Origin of the sequence: Geomonas propionica (assembly GCF_016458235.1) — a bacterium.
Classification (GTDB): Bacteria; Desulfobacterota; Desulfuromonadia; order Geobacterales; family Geobacteraceae; genus Geomonas; species Geomonas propionica.
Map to the genome: position 1 here is coordinate 15,334 of NZ_JAEMHK010000015.1, position 16,199 is coordinate 31,532.

The following is a 16,199-nucleotide window of genomic DNA, read 5'->3' on the forward strand; positions in this document are numbered from 1 at the left end:
GCCGACGTCGTCCACCGCACCGGCCGCGAACCCTGAATGGAATGCGATGCAGGTTGTTTCAAAAACTTTTTTTGGCACATCAAACAACAGGAGGTAGCAAATGAAGTTTGGATTCGTCAGGGTACTGCTGCTCATCGCAGCCCTCTTCGTGGCCATCCCGGCCTACGCGGAGCAGAGGAACTTCTTCAAGATCGGCGTCATCACCGAGCTCTCCGGGGACCTCGTCACCGGCGGCAACATCACCAAGCGCGGCTACGACCTTTGGGCGCAGGAAGTAAACGCCAAGGGCGGCATCGAGGTCCAGGGCAAGAAGTACCCGGTCAAGCTGGTGTACGCCGATGCCCAGAGTAACCCGGCTGCCGGCGCGGCAGCGGCCGAGAGGCTGATCACCCAGGAGAAAGTCGACTTCATCCTCGGACCCTACTCCTCCGGCGTAACCCTCGCCGTGGCCCCGGTCGTCGACAAGTACAAGATCCCGATGATCACCGGTTCCGCCGAGAGCCCGCTCATCTGGAAAAACAAGTTCAAGTACACCTTCGGCACCATCCCGCCGATCAACTTCACCGGCGCTACCTCCATCAAGACCCTGACCGAAATGAAGCCGGCTCCGAAGACCATCGCCATCATCGGCTCCAACGACGCCTTCTCCAAGGCGACCGCAGAGGCCTACAAGACTGCCGCCGAGAAGGCCAAGCTTAAGATCGTGAAGTTCAGCATCGTCCCCTCCGGCCAGGACATGACCCCGCTCCTCTCCGCCGTGCGTAGCATGAAGCCGGACGTCATCGCCTTCGGCGGCCACGACGAAGAGCACGTGAAGTTCGTGAAAGCCCTCAAGCAGATCGGCTACACCCCGAAAGCCCTCCTCATGCATTGCGGCATCACCGACAAGGCGTTCATTGACGCGGTCGGCAAAGACGGCGAGCAGATCTTCGGCACCACCTGCTGGACCGGCACCGCCAAGACCAAGAGCAAAGTGCTCTGGCCGAACGCTGCCGCCTACGCCGCCGCTTCCCAGAAGGCCTACAACAACCCGGGCGACTACACCCAGGGCGGCTGCTCCGCCGCCGGCATCGCCTTCCAGACTGCTCTGCAGAAGGTCGGCGCCAAGCCGGGCATGGACGAGGCAATGCGCACCAAGCTGATCCAGGCTCTCGAGCAGATCGACGTGCAGACCTTCTACGGCCGCGTGAAGTTCGCCACCTCCGGCGAGTTCTACCACGCCAACGTCGGCCTTGATCCGCTCACCGTCCAGATCCAGGGCGGCCATGTCAAGACCGTCGGCCCGAAGGCTTCCGTCGAAGCCCCGGCCATCTACCCGATGAAAGAGTGGAAGTCCCGCTAGCACCTGAAGTTCCCCTGCCGGCCGCCAACGCCGGCGGGGGAACATCTCCATAAGGGGAACACAACGGCCAGAGCGGCCCGGGTGGGCGACCGCCGCCGGTCCAGACGGACCACAGAAACGTAGCTGCCATATTCGCTGGAAACGCAACGCTGGAGGACTTGTTTTATGATGGAACTGCTGCCACAAGCCTTGACCGACGGGATACTGCTGGGTGGGATCTACATCACCATCGCCATCGCATTCTCGCTCACCTATGGGGTCATGCACGTCATCGACTTCGCCGTCGGGGAATGGATCATGTTCGGGGCCTTCACCGGCTACTACCTGAACAAATGGACCGGCCTCGACCCCTTCCTTTTCCTGCCGGTCATTTTCGTCCTCTACTTCGGGGTCGGCTACGTGATCCAGCCGGTGATCCACCGGGTGCTTTCCGGGACCAAGGGCAACCCCTTCCTGATGGGCCTCGTCTTCACCTTCGGCCTGGCCATCATGTTCCGCGGACTCGCCCTTACCGCCTTCGGCTTCTACTCGAACTCGATCCCCTCCGCCTTCTCGGAAGGATCGTTCAACCTGGAGCCGCTGGGACTGACCGTCACCATCCCGACCGTACGCCTGGTGGGACTCGGCTACGCGGTGGCGATCACCCTGATCCTGCACTACCTCTTGAAAAAGACCAATTTCGGCCTCGGCGTCCGTGCGCTGGCACAGCACAAGGATGCCGCGGGTCTCATGGGAGTGAACAGCAAACGCACCGGCTCCTACGTGTACGGCATCTACGTCGGCATCTCGGCCATGACCGGCGTGCTTTTGGGCTGCATCCTCTCCATCGGCGCCCAGATGGGCAACGAGTACACCATCTTCGCCTTCTTCGTGGTCGTGCTCGCGGGCATGGGCTACCTGGCCGGCGTGCCCTGGGCGGCGCTCCTGCTGGGCCTGGTGCAGTCGATCTTCATGATCTACTTCAACCCGAGCCACACCCTGCTCGCCGTCTTCGCCATCCTCTACATCATCCTGCTGATTTCCCCGCGCGGGCTGTTCGGCAAGGGGGTCTGACATGAAAAACCGTGGCGCAACCATACTGGCCATTATCGGCGCGGCCCTTTTGATCCTGCCTCTCGTGATGCACGACACCTTCGTGCTGCGTGTCCTCACCGAGGGGATCATGTGGATCGGGCTCGCCATCGCCTTCGACGTCATCGCCGGCTACACCGGCTACCTGAACTTCGGTCACGGCGCCTTCTTCGGCATCGGCGCCTACACCATCGGCATCCTGATGATGCAGGCGAACCTCCCCTTCTGGGCGGCGCTCCCGCTGGGCGGGGTAGCCGCCGGCATCACCGCGCTCATCGCGGGTATCCCGACGCTCCGGCTCAAAGGCGCCTACTTCGCCATCGCCACCTGGGCGCTCTCCCGCGCCATCCAGCAGCTAGCCCTTAACGTCGAGTTCACCGGCGGACCGGACGGCATGAGGCTCGAGGCCTTCCTGAACCCGCAGTTCTTCTACTACCTGATGCTGATCACCGTGGGCGTCATCTTTGCCACCCTCTGGTATCTCCTGGAGCGCGCCCCGTTTGGCCTGAAGCTTAAAGCGATCCGCGAGGACGAGGAAGGGGCCAAGGCCTTGGGGCTCAACCCGACCAAGCTGAAGATGCAGTCCTTCATCCTGTCGGCGCTCCCCACCGGCATCCTGGGCGGCATCTACGCCTACTGGATCACCTTCATCGACCCCTCCTCCACCCTGGGGGACCTGGTCAGCGACCAGGCGGTGGTCATGGTGGTCTTCGGCGGCATGGGGACCCTGTTCGGACCGGCACTGGGCGCCATCTTGATCTTCGCCTTCAAGACGCTCTTCTGGGCCTACCTGTCCGACTTCCAGCTCCTCTACCTCATCATCCTGGGCGCGCTGATCGCCATCAGCGTCATCTTCATACCCAACGGCCTCTGGGGCACCATGGTCAAGCGCAAGGCGGGTGCCACCAGGCCCGAGCAGAAGGCGGAACCGGCATCGGAACCCGCGGCTCTTTCCGCCGTGGCAGCACCGGAAGAGGGGAATTAATCATGGCTGAACCTATCCTCAAGGTAAACTCGGTAACCAAATGTTTCGGCGGCCTCACCGCCGTGGACGACGTCAGCTTCAGCGTCGAAAAAGGGGAGATCGTCGGCCTGATCGGCCCCAACGGCGCCGGCAAGACCACCCTTTTCAACGTCATTTCCGGCTACTACGCCCCCACCAAGGGGAGCGTGATCTTCCAGGGGAACGACATCTCCGGCAAGCCCCCCTACCACCTGGCGGGCGTCGGCATCGGCCGCACCTTCCAGGTGGTGAAGCCCTTCGCCGGGCTCACCGTGCTGGAAAACGTGACCATCGCCTCCTTCCTGAAGCACCCGAAAAAGGCGGACGCCGAGCGTCACGCCTGGCAGGTGCTGGAGACCACCGGCCTTGCCGACCGCGCCAACGTCTCCGCCGCCGGACTCACCCTGGCGGGGCGTAAGCGCCTTGAGATCAGCAAGGCGCTGGCCCTCGATCCGTCGTTCCTGCTTCTGGACGAGGTCGTCGCCGGCCTCAACCCGACCGAGGCGGACCGCACCGTCGAGCTGATCATGAAGCTCAAGGCGCAGGGTCTCACCATCCTCATCGTCGAGCACATCATGCGCGTCATCATGAACATCTCGGACCGCCTGGTGGTGCTCAATTTCGGCAAGAAGATCGCCGAAGGGACGCCTTCTGAGGTATCCAGCGATCCGCATGTCGTGCAAGCGTACTTTGGAGAGGAAGCGGCATGAATCTACTCGACGTCAACGGCATCTCAGTCAATTACGGAGATATCCAGGCTCTCTGGAACATCTCTTTCTCGGTCGCCAAGGGGCAGCTGGTGGCGCTCATCGGCGCTAACGGCGCGGGCAAGACCACGACCCTCAAGTCGCTGTGCGGCCTGATCCCGACCGCGAGCGGCACCATCCACTACGACGGCAAGCTGGTCACCGGCATGCCGGTGCACAAGGTGGTCGACCTCGGCATCACCCTGGTCCCGGAAGGGCGCCAGCTCTTCCCGAAGATGACCGTGGAGGAGAACCTCCTGGTCGGTGCCTACCTGAAAAGGGCGCACGGGAAAAGGGCCCAGACCCTGAAGCGGATCTACGAGATCTTCCCCCGCCTCGAAGAGCGGCGCACCCAGACCGCCGAGACCCTCTCCGGCGGCGAGCAGCAGATGGTGGCCATCGGCCGCGCCCTGATGCAGGATCCCCAGGTGATCATGTTCGACGAGCCGAGCCTCGGCCTCGCGCCGATCATGGTGCAGGAGGTCTTCAAGGTGATCCAGGAGCTGCACAATCAAGGGCTCACCATCTTCCTCGTCGAGCAGAACGTGCACCAGACCTTGAAGGTCGCCGACTACTGTTACGTAATGGAAAACGGGCGCATCGTAGGCCAGGGTACCGGCAAGGACCTCGAAGCCGACGAGTCCATCCGCGAGGCCTACCTCGGCTTCTAAGTAATCCCTTGTAATAGATGTTCCATTCAGATTTCCCATTCACCCGCGCAGGGGACAGGCTCCGCTGGTGCCTGTCCCCTGTGCCCCTTTTTCCGTTGTCATGACGGGAGGTTTCACATGCAGATCAAGGTAAAGCTCTACGCGTCGCTGCGCAGGCAGAAGTTCGACGAGGCGGACTGGGAGATCACCCCGGACCAGAAGATCGCGTCGATCGTGGAGCAGTTGGGGCTTGCCCGGCAGGACGTGGGCACGGTGCTCGTCAACGGCCTGCACGCGGGCTGGGACGAGACCGTAGCAGAAGGGGACATCGTTTCCCTGCTGCCGCGCATGGGCGGAGGTTAGCCCCGTCATGGGGGACTGGCTCCGCAGGTGCCTGTCCCCTTGCTTTTAGATCGCCGCCCATGCATGCAGCACATGCCCCAAAAGCTCCCCCCTTTGCAAAAGGGGGGACGGGGGGGATTTGCCTCTCCCCAACCAAAAGCAAATCCCCCTAAATCCCCCTTTGCTAAAGGGGGACTTTCGATCGCCACCTAAAGAGCAGGGGGACCGGCACCTAGCGGAGCCAGTCCCCGCGATTCCATCAACTTTTGCGGAGCAACGATATGAGCGAAAAAAACATCAGCACCAACCCGGCGAGCGTTGTCTACAAGCGCTGCACCGTCGACCTTGCCAGCGGCACAACCACCTTCGCCCAGGTCCCCTGCAAAAACCTCGAGGACGTGCTGGGCGGCTTCGGCCGGAGCTTCCAGGTCCTCGCCGAGCGCGACATCGTCGAGGCCTACTGCCCGGAGAACCCGGTGATCCTGAACACCGGCCTCTTGACCGGCACCAGCATCATGACCGGCATGCGCAGCTACTTCTCCGGCTACAGCCCCTTGAAGAAATCCGGCACCGGACGCCCCGGCGCCATGTGGTCCACCGGCAGCGGCAACTTCGGCAACAAGTTCAAGTGGACCGGCCTGGACGAGGTCATCTTCGAGAACCGCTCCGACAAGCCGGTCTACGCCCTGTTGAAGGAAGGCGCCAACGGCCCCGAGGTCGAGCTGAAGCCCGCCGACCACCTGATCGGACTCACCGGCCACGCCAAGATCATGGCGCTGTACCAGGAGTACCCGGAGGCCCACTTCGCCGCCATCGGCCCCGCCGGCGAGAACTGGGAAAACAACTACATGGGCGCCGTGGTGATGAGCACCGACAATGAGCTCAAATCGGGCGAGCCCAAGAGCCGCTTCGCCGGCCGCGGCGGCATGGGTAGCCTGATGGGGTACAAGAACCTCCTGGCCGTCGTGGCGCTGAGCTCCGACAAGCTGCAAAAGATCACCCCCGAGATCCGCGACGTGAACCGCGACATCCTGAAAAGCGGCGGCAGCGCACGCTTCCAGCCGGCGAGCCAGGGTGGCGGCGGCGGCACCTGGGCCAACATCGAGGTGCTCCAGGTCTTCCACGCGGTCCCGCTCAACAACTTCCGCCCCAAGGGGAACACCGACGTGGAACGGCTGTTCCGCGACGAGGTGGAGAAGGAATTCGACATCGCCACCGAGGCCTGCCACCGCTGCGGTATCCGATGCCATAACAACCTCTTCTACAAGAACGAGGACGGCAGCCGCGGCAAGCTGGCCGCGAAATTCGACTTCGAGCCGCTGATCCTGTTCGGCTCCAACCTCGGCGTGCACGAGCCGGCCAAGGTCTGCGACCTGATCCACCGCTGCGACCTCCTCGGCATGGACGCCATTTCCCTCGGGACCACCATTTCCTACGTGCTCGACTACAACGAGCGCCACCCGGACAAGCCGCTCTTCAACGGCGCGACCTTCGGCGACTACGACAAGATCACCGAGCTGATCGAGGACGCCGGCCGCGGCAAGCTCCCCGGCATCGCCCGCGGCGTGAAGCGCCTCTCCGAGGAGACCGGAGAGACCGCCTACGCCATGCACGTGAAGGGTCTGGAGCTCCCGGCTTACCTCCCGGACACCAACCCCGGCTACATGTTCGCCATCGCCGGCGGCCACATGTCCATGGGCACCCACATGATGCTGGCCAAGGAAGGTAAGCACTCCCTCGATGAGTGGACCCAGGCCATCACCACCGGGGGGCTGCTGCAGGTCGGCTACGACATGATCGGCCTGTGCAAGTTCGTGGGCGTCGGCATCGGGCACGACATCATCGTGCGCGCCCTGAAGGAAGCCGCAGGCATCGAGATCGCCTCGGAGGATATCCTTGCCGCCGTGCGCCGGGCCTACCTGCGCGGCCTCGCGCTGGAGCTGCGCCAAGGGTTCCACGAGGAGAAGGAGTACACCCTCCCCTCGCAGGTCATGGACGACCCGAACCCGGAGGTAACCCTGCCGAAGTTCATCACCAACGAGTTCCTGGGCGAGCTGCGTCAGCGCGTCTGGAGCGTGTTCAAGCCGGAAATGGAAGGACTGCTGCCGGTCCGGGGGGAGTGACATGTGCGCCGCCGAGACGAATGTGCTCGCCGCAGTTGACCGCCTGATCGGGGCCAACGAGGGGTGCACCAGGGACAACCTCGCCTGGCTCCAGGGCCAGATGGACTCCTACTTCTTCATCACCATGCAGGAGGAAGCCGAGGCGGTGCACGCGCTGGCGGTGGGCTTGAGGACACTGGCCCACAACCAGAAGCTCACCGTGGCGGACCGGGCCAAGACGCTGATCCTCGCCCGCCTGAACCAGCCCGGGTCGCTGTACGACACCCTGCGCACCCTGCAGGAGCGCGACATCTCCTACGCCGAGTTCACCCACTCCAGCGGCCAGGTGCCTGGGCTTGAGCAGGGGCTCGAGGTGCAGCGTTTCGACTTCGACCGCAAGGAGCACGGTGAGATCGCCAACGCGCCAGCCGTCGTGATCCCCCCCGCCATCAGGGAAGGGATCGCCCAGGCGCTGCAAAGCCGGTATCCACTGTTCGACATGAACCAGCTCGATCCGCTGCTGCGGCTACTCTGGCTCAACAACGAACAGTACGTGCGCATCTCCCCCCCGAACCGGGTGGCCCAGATCCTCTGGGTCTTCCAGGAAGGAAACCGCCAGGGGGGGATCTTCCTCGACGTGGAGCAGCCCGAGGACCAGGGCCCTAACGCGGAGACACGCGTCCTCTTCGCCGTGGGCAACCCGCCCCAGAACGACTTCCTGCTGCAGACCATGGAGGTATTCAACCGGCTCGACTTCGGTGTGAAGCGCGCCTACTGCCTGACCATCTCCAACGGCGTGCACCCTTACTTCCTGGGAACCTTCTACGTCAGGAAGCGCGGCGACGCGGCACTCCTCTCCAAGGGGAGCGAACTCTTCGACCGGCTGCAGATGGAACTCTACAATACCCAGATCCTCTCCACCGCCTCCATGGCCTACCGCAGGTTCGTCACCACGCAGGTGATGACCGGCGAGGAGGCGAGCCTCGTCAACGCCTTCATCGCCTTCTGCCACACCAACCTGGCCCATCACCACCCCGACCCCTTCAGCCACGAGGAGGTTAGGCTCGCGTTCCACTCCCACCCGGACATCGCCCTGCAGCTCACCAAGCTGTTCCGGACCCGGTTCCAGCCGGGGATCTCCCTGCGTGAGGAGTTTTACAAGAAGACCCTGGAGGAGACGGTCCGTTTCATCGAGTCCTACAACACGGGCCACCGCTACATCGACGACCTGCGCCGCTCCATCTTCCGCTGCGCCATCGCCTTCATCCGCAACACGCTGAAGACCAACTTCTACGTGCGTGAGAAGCACGCGCTCGCCTTCCGGCTCGACCCGGCCTACCTGGCCGAACTCGCGCCCGAGTTCACGGCCGACCTGCCGCCGGAGATTCCCTTCAGGATCACCTTCTTCTTCGGACGCTACGGCTGCGGCTACCACATTGGCTTCTCCGACATCGCCCGCGGCGGCTGGCGCACCATCATCACCAAAAACCGCGATGACTACGTCACCTCGGCGAGCACCCTCTTCCGCGAGGTCTACGTGCTGGCCCACACCCAGCACCTGAAGAACAAGGACATCTACGAGGGCGGCTCCAAGATGGTGGTGGTGCTCGACGCCGCGCGCCTGGAGGCCCACGACCTCTCCACGCAGCGCCTGTACAAGCTGCAGTTCGGCTTCATCAACGCCTTCCTCGACATCTTCGTCACCGACGGCGGCCGGGCCCGCGACCCGCGCGTGGTGGACTACTATGGCGAGGACGAACCGATCGAGATCGGTCCCGACGAGAACATGCACGACGTGATGATCGAGATGATCGCGCGCCAGTCGCTGAAACGGGGCTACCTGCTCGGCATCGGCCTCATCTCCAGCAAGCGGGTGGGGATCAACCACAAGGAGTACGGCGTCACCTCCACCGGCGTGATGCAGTTCGCCGAGACCACCATGCGCGAACTCGGCGTCGACATCCGACGCGACCGCTTCAGCGTGAAACTGACCGGCGGCCCGAGCGGCGACGTCGCCGGCAACGCCCTGCGCATCATGCTGGAGCGCTCCCCGCAGGCCTGCATCAAGCTGATCCTGGACGGCAGCGGCGCCATCTTCGACCCGGAAGGGATGGACCACGAGGAGCTCGCCCGCATCGTCCTGAAGGAGGACCTGGACGCCTTCAACCCCGCGCGCCTGCACCCGGGCGGCTTCATCCTGTACCGCAACCAGCGCCGCACCGACGGTCTGCGCGAACTCTTCAAGCGCGCCGTGAGCACCGGCCTCGGCGTCGAGGAGCAGTGGGTCACCACGGACCAGTTCCACCGCGAATTCGGCAACCTCCTCTTCTCCGTCCCCACCGATCTCTTCATCCCGGCCGGCGGGCGCCCGGAGACCATCGACGGCGAGAACTGGGCCCGCTTCTTCCGCGAAGACGGCACACCCACCACCCGCGCCATCGTGGAGGGGGCCAACTCCTTCATTACGCCGGAAGCGAGGACCCAGATGCAGCGCCGCGGCATCGTCATCATGCGCGACGCCTCCGCCAACAAGTGCGGCGTGATCTCCTCGTCCTACGAGATCATCGCCAATCTGATGCTCTCCGAGGAAGAGTTCCTGCAGCATAAGGAACGCTACGTGGCCGACGTGCTGCAGATCCTGGAGCAGCGGGCCCGCGACGAGGCGCAGCTCATCTTCCGGCGCCACCGGGAGGCGGGGAGCAGCTTCACCTACACCGAGATCTCCGAGGCGATCAGCCACGAGATCAACGGGCATTACGCCCGGCTCTTCTCCTTCTTCCAGAGAAATCCGGAACTGTGCGACGAGCAGACCTTCCAGCAGGCGATCCTGGCGCACCTCCCCGCCATGCTGCGCGAGCCCGAGTACCGGACCCGGCTGGACCGCCTGCCCGCCAAGTGCCGCTACGCGATACTGGCCGCCGAGATTGCCTCGTCGCTGGTCTACCGCGGCGACCAGGAGGCGGACTTCAAGGAGATGATCAAGGGACACCTCTTGCGCAATTTCGCCGCCTTGGACAAGGCTTTACCGACGACATCTCAACTACCAGCAACCGAGCAAGTCACCCGCGTTTATCAAGGAGGCGCAACCTGATGGAGCTGAAACAGATTCTTGTCTTCATGGATGACCCGAACCATTCCGCCGACCGGCTCGACCTTGCCCTCAACCTCGCCAAGCGGCACCGCGCCGGGGTGATCGGGCTCAAGGTGCAACCGCACCACCTGATCCCGCTGCGCCGGGGTCTCGACCAGGACACCACCGAGGAGCTGGCGCGGCTTTTCAACGAAAAAACCGCTGCCGCTGACATCAAGGGCGAATGGATCAACGCCGATGCCAGGGTGCTTGGGGGCGTGGTCGAGACGATCAACCATTACGCAACCTTCGCCGACCTGGTGGTCGTAGGCCAGAGCGAGCACGGCTCCTCCGAGCGCCGCGCCACTGATTTCCTTCCCGAAAAGGTGGTCTTCGGCTCCGGCAAACCGGTGCTGATCGTCCCCTACACCGGCAAGTACAGCAGCGCCGGCGACAAGGTCCTGGTCGCGTGGAAGACGGGTAGAGAATCCTCCCGCGCGCTCACCGACGCCGTTCCCTTCCTGAAGGCCGCCGCGTCCACCCACATCTTCGAGGTGAACCCGAGCCAGGGCGAGGAGGCGGACCTTAAGAGCCTGGGCCGCTACCTTGACGCGCACGGCGTCAAAGCCGAGGTCGAGACGAGCCTGATCACGGAGTTGCACATTGGTGACGTGCTGTTGAACCGCGTATCCGACGAGGGGAGCGATCTCCTGGTGATGGGTGCCTACGCCGACCTGCACTTCGGCAACTACGTGCTCGGCGATGTGGCAAAACACGTGCTGCGCCACATGACCATCCCGGTCCTCATGTCGCACTGATGGAAAAGATCGTATTTCTGGATCGCGGCGGCATCTCGGTGCCGCTGCGCACACCGTCTTTTACGCACGAATGGCAGGAGTACCCGGACACGCGCCCCGACGAGGTGGTGGCGCGTCTGGCTGATGCCACCATCGCCATCACGGACCAAGTTGCCATCACGGCGGAACACCTGGCCCAACTCCCCAAGCTGCGCTTTATCGCTGTCGCAGCCACCGGCGTGAACCACATCGACCTGGACGCCTGCCGTTACCAGGGGGTGACGGTGGCCAACGCGCGCAACTGGTCGGTGAGCGTTCCGGAGCACGTTTTCTCGCTGATCCTGGCCCTACGTCGCAACCTGATCGCCTATCACGAGGTGATCCAGGGGGGCGCCTGGCAGCGTTCGGAAGGATACCTGGTGCAGGTGGAGCCGATGCCGCGCTCTCTTGCCGGCGCAACCCTTGGCATCATCGGCGCCGGTGCACTGGGGAGTGCCGTGGCAGCTTTGGGGAAGGCTTTCGGCATGGAAGTGCTGCTCGCCGAGAGAAAGGAGGCGACGGAGTTACGCCCCGAGCGGACCGCGTTCGAGGAGGTCCTGGCGCAAAGCGACGTGCTGGTGCTCTTGTGCCCGCTCACCGAGGAGAGCCAGGGCATGATCGGGGCCGCGGAACTGAAGCTGATGCCGCACCACGCCATTCTGGTCAATTGCGGCCGTGGCGGCCTGCTCGACGAGGCGGCACTGGCGCAGGCCCTGAAAGATGGTGTCATCGCGGGAGCGGGGCTGGACGTCCTGACCCAGGAACCGCCGCGGGACGGATCGCCCTTACTGGATCTGAAACAGCCCAACCTGATCGTCACCCCGCACGTCGCCTGGATCAGCGACCGGTCGCTGGCCACCCTGGCCGAGCAGGTGATTGGGAACGTGGAAGGATTCGTCCTCGGCCACCCGCGCAACCTGGTGGTCTGAAACAAAAAAAGCCGGGCATCCCCTTGGGGAGCCCGGCTTCGTTGTTCTGATGTTTTTCCTGTTTATTCGCCGTAGACGTGCAGCTTGTACTCGCCGAAGAGCCCCAGGATGTTCTTGCCTTCCCAATCCACAGCCGAGACCTTGCTGACGCCGCCGTTTTTCTTGGCGGTCTCGATGCTGCAGTCGCCGGTGGCAACCAGCCCCAGCACGCTCCGGCACTCGGCCACGCCGTGCTTTCTCTCGCCGCCGTTCGCGGTAGCCGCGATCGGAAGCTTCAATTCGGTGTAGAGGGCGCCCATCGGAAAGGGCGAGGCACAACCGGACATGATCCCAAAACCAGCCAACAGACCTGCATAAAGAATCTTCTTCACAGCTTCCTCCTCATAACAAAATTTTCCATCTCACGTTCCCGAAGCCACCGCCACGCCGGCTTGTGCAGACGCATAGCAATGATCTCAAGATGTTAACGGTAGCGACCATAGCACGTGGGGGTGATATATTCAAGTTTTTGCAGATGTTTTTTCGATTTGGCTGAGGGAGAGGCACAGCCAAGTAGTGATCAGTGCGGCGTCGCGCACTGGGCAAAGGAGGCGCTACGGTTCGGTTTTTATCAATTTGACTAATATTTGGAAGCTGTATAACATCTGGCATGGAGAAGCGCACGCCACATTACCCGCTGTCACTCATTCAGGCCATGGTGGCTGATCCGCAGAGCCGCCCTTTCACGATAACCGCCTTGCGTGGGGGCTTGGCTCTCGGGCTTGCAGAAAATGAGATGCGGCAAGTCGTGTGCACTTTGAAAAGACGCGATTTCTACAAGTCAATGACAACACTTGCTGACCCCAGGCAATGGCAGGATGTTTACCATGGTGTAACCGCTTCAGGTGTTGTCGTATATATCAAGGTGACCTGGCATCAGGGACACCCGCCCGTGATCCAGTTCAAGAAGAAATGAGAGGTCGATATGAAGTGCCCAGCGTGTGGCAACGAGATGGTGACGGAAGTCCGTGAAGAAACCCTCAGCTACGGTGGAGAATTAATGACCTTGACCGGAATGCAGGGCCAGTTCTGCACCGCCTGCGGCGAGGGGATCTGGGACGACCAAAGCTACCGGCGCTATACCGAAGCACAGGACACGTTGCTGCGCACGGTCAAAGATGACGTCAGCTCAGATATCAGGCGCATTAGGAAGGAGTTGAAGTTGACCCAATCCGAGTTGGCTGAAGCGTTCGGCATAGGCAAAGTGGCCTTTTCCCGTTACGAACGAGGCGAGACCCGCCCCCCCGCTCCGGTAGTGAAACTGCTGAAACTGATCGAAAAGCACCCCGAACTGCTCAAGGAAATGCAGGAGTTGCCATTGCAGGGTCGCTTCTCTAGGGATCTACTCCCTCGCCCGCAACGCAGGAAAGCAGTCTCAGTCCCGTGAAGCTGAAGATCCACTGCTTTAACTATTCACCATCCCCATCTGCACGTACTTCTTCACCGTCCGGCGGTCGAGTTGGGTGCGGCGGGCAACTTCTTCGTAGGTGCCGTGGGTGTCGTAGAGCAGGCCGCAGTAGGCGGTTAACACTTCCTCGGCGTTAAGTGCCCCGTCCCTGAGGCTCGCCGCCAGCCGCCCGACCGCATCCGCATCCACCTTCCCCTTTTCCCGCTGCACGCCCTGGTAGCGACCGGTGAGGATGATCCTCTTAACGGCCTGCTCCAACTCCCTCACGTTGCCGGGCCAGTCGTAGTCCCGCCCCAGGTCACGCTTCAACACCTTTTGCACCAGTTGCCGCTCGCGCGCGGAAACCGGCTGTCCCGCAATGCGGCGCAGGATGGCGTCCAGGAGGTGCTCCAACTCTTCGGGCTCTTCCTTAAGGCGCTCGCGCAGCGGCGGGATGGTGACCACGTCGGAGCAGAGCCGGTAGTAGAGGTCGTCGCGGAACTTGCCATTGAGGAGCATCTCGTCCAGCGGCCGGTTGGTGGCGGCGACGATGCGGCCGCTGAAGCGCTTTGGTTCGTGGCTCCCGACCGGGAAGAAGACCCGTTCCTGCAGCACCTGCAAGAGCTTGATCTGCACCGGGATGCTCACGTCGCCGATCTCGTCCAGGAATATGACGCCGTGCGGCGCACAGCGGCTGAAAAGGCCCTCGTGGTTCTCCACGGCGCCGGTGAAGGAGCCCTTCTTGTGCCCGAACAGCTCGGATTCGAGTACCCCCTCGGAATATTGGGACAGGTTGATGGCCACGAAGTTGCGGGTGAAGCTCTCAGTAAAGCCGTTTCTGGCAGGATCGTAGGGGATGAAGCCGGAACGCCCGATGGCGGCCGCCGCGGCCCCCTTGCCGGTCCCGGTCTCCCCGAGAAGGAGGATGGAAAACTCCTCCATGCGGTTCCACAACCCCGCCTCGAACCAACGGACGTCGTGGGTAAAGACGCAGTCCCAGAGGTGCCGGCGTAGCGTCTTCATGGAGGGGGAACTGCCCACCAGCCCGTTCCTGATGAAGTAGAAGGCGCGGCGCAACTGGTAGAAAACAGCGAAGGTCCGCTCCGCCTCCTCCGCGGTGAGGCCGAAACCGGCGAGGTCCTCCAGCGCCTGCCGGGCGAAGCTGACGCGGCAGGGCTTGTCTCCCTGTTGCAACTGCTCCTGGATGAGCCGGTCGAAGTGGCCGACGTAGCTATGGAATACGTGGAACAAGCAGAACCTGCGCAACACCTCGCGCCGATTGCCACCTTGCCCCTGCAGGTCCGCCAGCCCGCGGCGGCGCAGGCTCTCCACCTGCGTTGCGACCCGGCTCAGCACCGAGTCGAGGATCTCTTCGGACGACGAGCCGCGCGGCGCGCCTCCGATGGCGAAGTCCAGATCATCCCGGGTCTCACCGAAAGGATTGGCAAAGGCGGCGCGTGCAACTGTCTCCAGGAAAGCCCACTCTTGATCAGTCATTTTAATTGAAGTCATACATAAGATGTATTATGCATGTACATAAAATGTCAAGCTACGTTTCAAGTCAACACCACCCCCCTACTGTAACCTGCACATAAACGTGATGTTACACCTGCACTCTCCGCTGATTCAGGATTGGCATAGTATCTGTAGTAGCAAAGGCATCCGACTCAGAGGAGACCGACATGGACGCTACCAAAGCAAAAAGCATCATCGACATTCACTGTCACACCGCCGGCATCGGCGCGGGAAACAGCGGCTGCTTCATTTCCCCCGCCATGCGCAGGAGCTGGAGATACAGGGTGTTCCTGAAAGCCTTCGGGGTGACGGAACAGGAACTGCTCAGTGAAGGGGACGGTCTGGTGATGCGCCGCACCGCCGAGACCCTCGCCGTTTCAGAGCGTGTGACCGCGGCGGTCATCCTGGCCATGGACGGCGCGGTGGACGAAAAGGGGGAGTTGGACCGCTCGCAGACCGAGATGTTCATCCCCAACGAGTTCGTGGCGGCGGAGACGGCGAAGTACCCGAACCTCCTCTTCGGCGCCAGCATCAATCCCCTGCGCCGCGACGCGCTGGACCGCCTGGAATGGGCGGCGGCGAACGGCGCGGTGCTGGTGAAGTGGCTCCCCTCGATCCAGCACTTCGACCCCGCCGACCGGCGCCTGGTACCGTTCTACCAGAAACTGCGGGAGCTGGGGTTGCCTCTGCTGACCCACACCGGCTCGGAAAAGTCCTTCACCGCGACCCGCAACGAGTTGGCCGACCCGGAGCGCCTGCGGCTGCCACTCAGCCTCGGGGTGAACGTGATCGCGGCGCACGCGGCCAGTAACGGCCGCAACCAGGGGGAGAGCAACCACCGCCGCTTTTTAAGGCTCTGCGGCGAATACCAAAACCTTTACGCGGACATCTCCGCGCTGACCCAGTTGAACCGGCTGACGCACCTCAGGCGCCTGCTCAAGCACCCGGAACTGTTCGGCCGGCTCCTGTACGGTACCGACATGCCCATCCCCAACACGGCGGCAGTCACGCCCCTCGGATTCCCAAACCGGCTCTCGCCGCGGCGCATGCTGCAAATCGCCAGCATCCCCAACCCGTGGGACCAGGACGTCGCCCTCAAGGAGGCGCTCGGGGTCCCGGAGCAGATCTTCTTCAACGCCAATTCCATCATCAGGCTTTAGGCCGTCA

General features: G+C 62.8%; 15 protein-coding genes. 13 read left to right on the plus strand and 2 right to left on the minus strand.

Annotated features, from left to right (window positions below; translation table 11 throughout):
• Positions 1–100: 100 nt before the first annotated feature.
• The 10 genes from JFN90_RS17735 to JFN90_RS17780 all read left to right on the plus strand — a co-directional run bounded on the left by JFN90_RS17735 (position 101) and on the right by JFN90_RS17780 (position 12,091).
• Entirely contained in the window at positions 101–1,342 is a 1,242-nt protein-coding gene (locus JFN90_RS17735) for an amino acid ABC transporter substrate-binding protein (protein ID WP_199396454.1), read from the plus strand.
• A gap of 165 nt (positions 1,343–1,507) precedes the next feature.
• Entirely contained in the window at positions 1,508–2,395 is an 888-nt protein-coding gene (locus JFN90_RS17740) for a branched-chain amino acid ABC transporter permease (RefSeq protein WP_236019054.1), read from the plus strand.
• A 1-nt stretch (position 2,396) separates the two neighbouring features.
• Positions 2,397–3,398, plus strand: coding sequence for a branched-chain amino acid ABC transporter permease (locus JFN90_RS17745; RefSeq protein WP_199396455.1), 1,002 nt, complete (start codon positions 2,397–2,399; stop codon positions 3,396–3,398).
• Between the two features lie 2 nt (positions 3,399–3,400).
• Positions 3,401–4,126 carry an ABC transporter ATP-binding protein gene (locus JFN90_RS17750; protein WP_199396456.1) on the plus strand — a complete coding sequence of 242 codons (726 nt, stop codon included), beginning with the start codon at positions 3,401–3,403 and terminating at the stop codon, positions 4,124–4,126.
• Positions 4,123–4,833: an ABC transporter ATP-binding protein gene (locus JFN90_RS17755; RefSeq protein ID WP_199396457.1), complete on the plus strand. Its 711-nt coding sequence runs from the start codon at positions 4,123–4,125 to the stop codon at positions 4,831–4,833. The genes JFN90_RS17750 and JFN90_RS17755 overlap by 4 nt, the downstream gene beginning before the upstream one ends.
• A 117-nt stretch (positions 4,834–4,950) precedes the next feature.
• A complete protein-coding gene (locus tag JFN90_RS17760; RefSeq protein ID WP_199396458.1) occupies positions 4,951–5,175 on the plus strand; it encodes a MoaD/ThiS family protein in 225 nt (74 codons plus the stop codon).
• 260 nt (positions 5,176–5,435) lie between these two features.
• Positions 5,436–7,277 carry an aldehyde ferredoxin oxidoreductase C-terminal domain-containing protein gene (locus JFN90_RS17765; RefSeq protein ID WP_199396459.1) on the plus strand — a complete coding sequence of 614 codons (1,842 nt, stop codon included), beginning with the start codon at positions 5,436–5,438 and terminating at the stop codon, positions 7,275–7,277.
• A 1-nt stretch (position 7,278) separates the two neighbouring features.
• The gene (locus JFN90_RS17770; protein ID WP_199396460.1) at positions 7,279–10,347 is read left to right on the plus strand and encodes an NAD-glutamate dehydrogenase domain-containing protein; all 3,069 of its coding nucleotides are present in this window, start codon (positions 7,279–7,281) and stop codon (positions 10,345–10,347) included.
• Positions 10,347–11,144 (plus strand): universal stress protein, encoded by a 798-nt coding sequence (locus tag JFN90_RS17775; protein WP_199396461.1) that lies wholly within the window; start codon positions 10,347–10,349, stop codon positions 11,142–11,144. Before JFN90_RS17770 ends, JFN90_RS17775 begins: the two co-directional genes overlap by 1 nt.
• Positions 11,144–12,091, plus strand: a complete 948-nt coding sequence (locus tag JFN90_RS17780; RefSeq protein ID WP_199396462.1) for a D-2-hydroxyacid dehydrogenase — start codon at positions 11,144–11,146, stop codon at positions 12,089–12,091. Before JFN90_RS17775 ends, JFN90_RS17780 begins: the two co-directional genes overlap by 1 nt.
• Positions 12,092–12,153: 62 nt before the next feature.
• On the opposite strand, the gene JFN90_RS17785 is transcribed toward JFN90_RS17780, so the two are convergent.
• A complete protein-coding gene (locus tag JFN90_RS17785) occupies positions 12,154–12,462 on the minus strand; it encodes a TRL-like family protein (protein WP_199396463.1) in 309 nt (102 codons plus the stop codon).
• A 278-nt stretch (positions 12,463–12,740) separates the two neighbouring features.
• Between JFN90_RS17785 and JFN90_RS17790 the strand changes: the two genes are divergently transcribed.
• A complete protein-coding gene (locus JFN90_RS17790; RefSeq protein WP_199396464.1) occupies positions 12,741–13,046 on the plus strand; it encodes a type II toxin-antitoxin system MqsR family toxin in 306 nt (101 codons plus the stop codon).
• Between the two features lie 9 nt (positions 13,047–13,055).
• Positions 13,056–13,517, plus strand: a complete 462-nt coding sequence (locus JFN90_RS17795; protein WP_199396465.1) for a type II TA system antitoxin MqsA family protein — start codon at positions 13,056–13,058, stop codon at positions 13,515–13,517.
• Positions 13,518–13,535: 18 nt separating this feature from the next.
• Here JFN90_RS17795 and JFN90_RS17800 read toward each other — a convergent pair whose 3' ends face one another.
• Positions 13,536–15,014, minus strand: coding sequence for a sigma 54-interacting transcriptional regulator (locus JFN90_RS17800; protein ID WP_199396466.1), 1,479 nt, complete (start codon positions 15,012–15,014; stop codon positions 13,536–13,538).
• Between the two features lie 185 nt (positions 15,015–15,199).
• On the opposite strand from JFN90_RS17800, the gene JFN90_RS17805 reads away from it, so the two are divergent.
• Entirely contained in the window at positions 15,200–16,192 is a 993-nt protein-coding gene (locus tag JFN90_RS17805; protein ID WP_199396467.1) for an amidohydrolase family protein, read from the plus strand.
• Positions 16,193–16,199 lie beyond the last annotated feature (7 nt).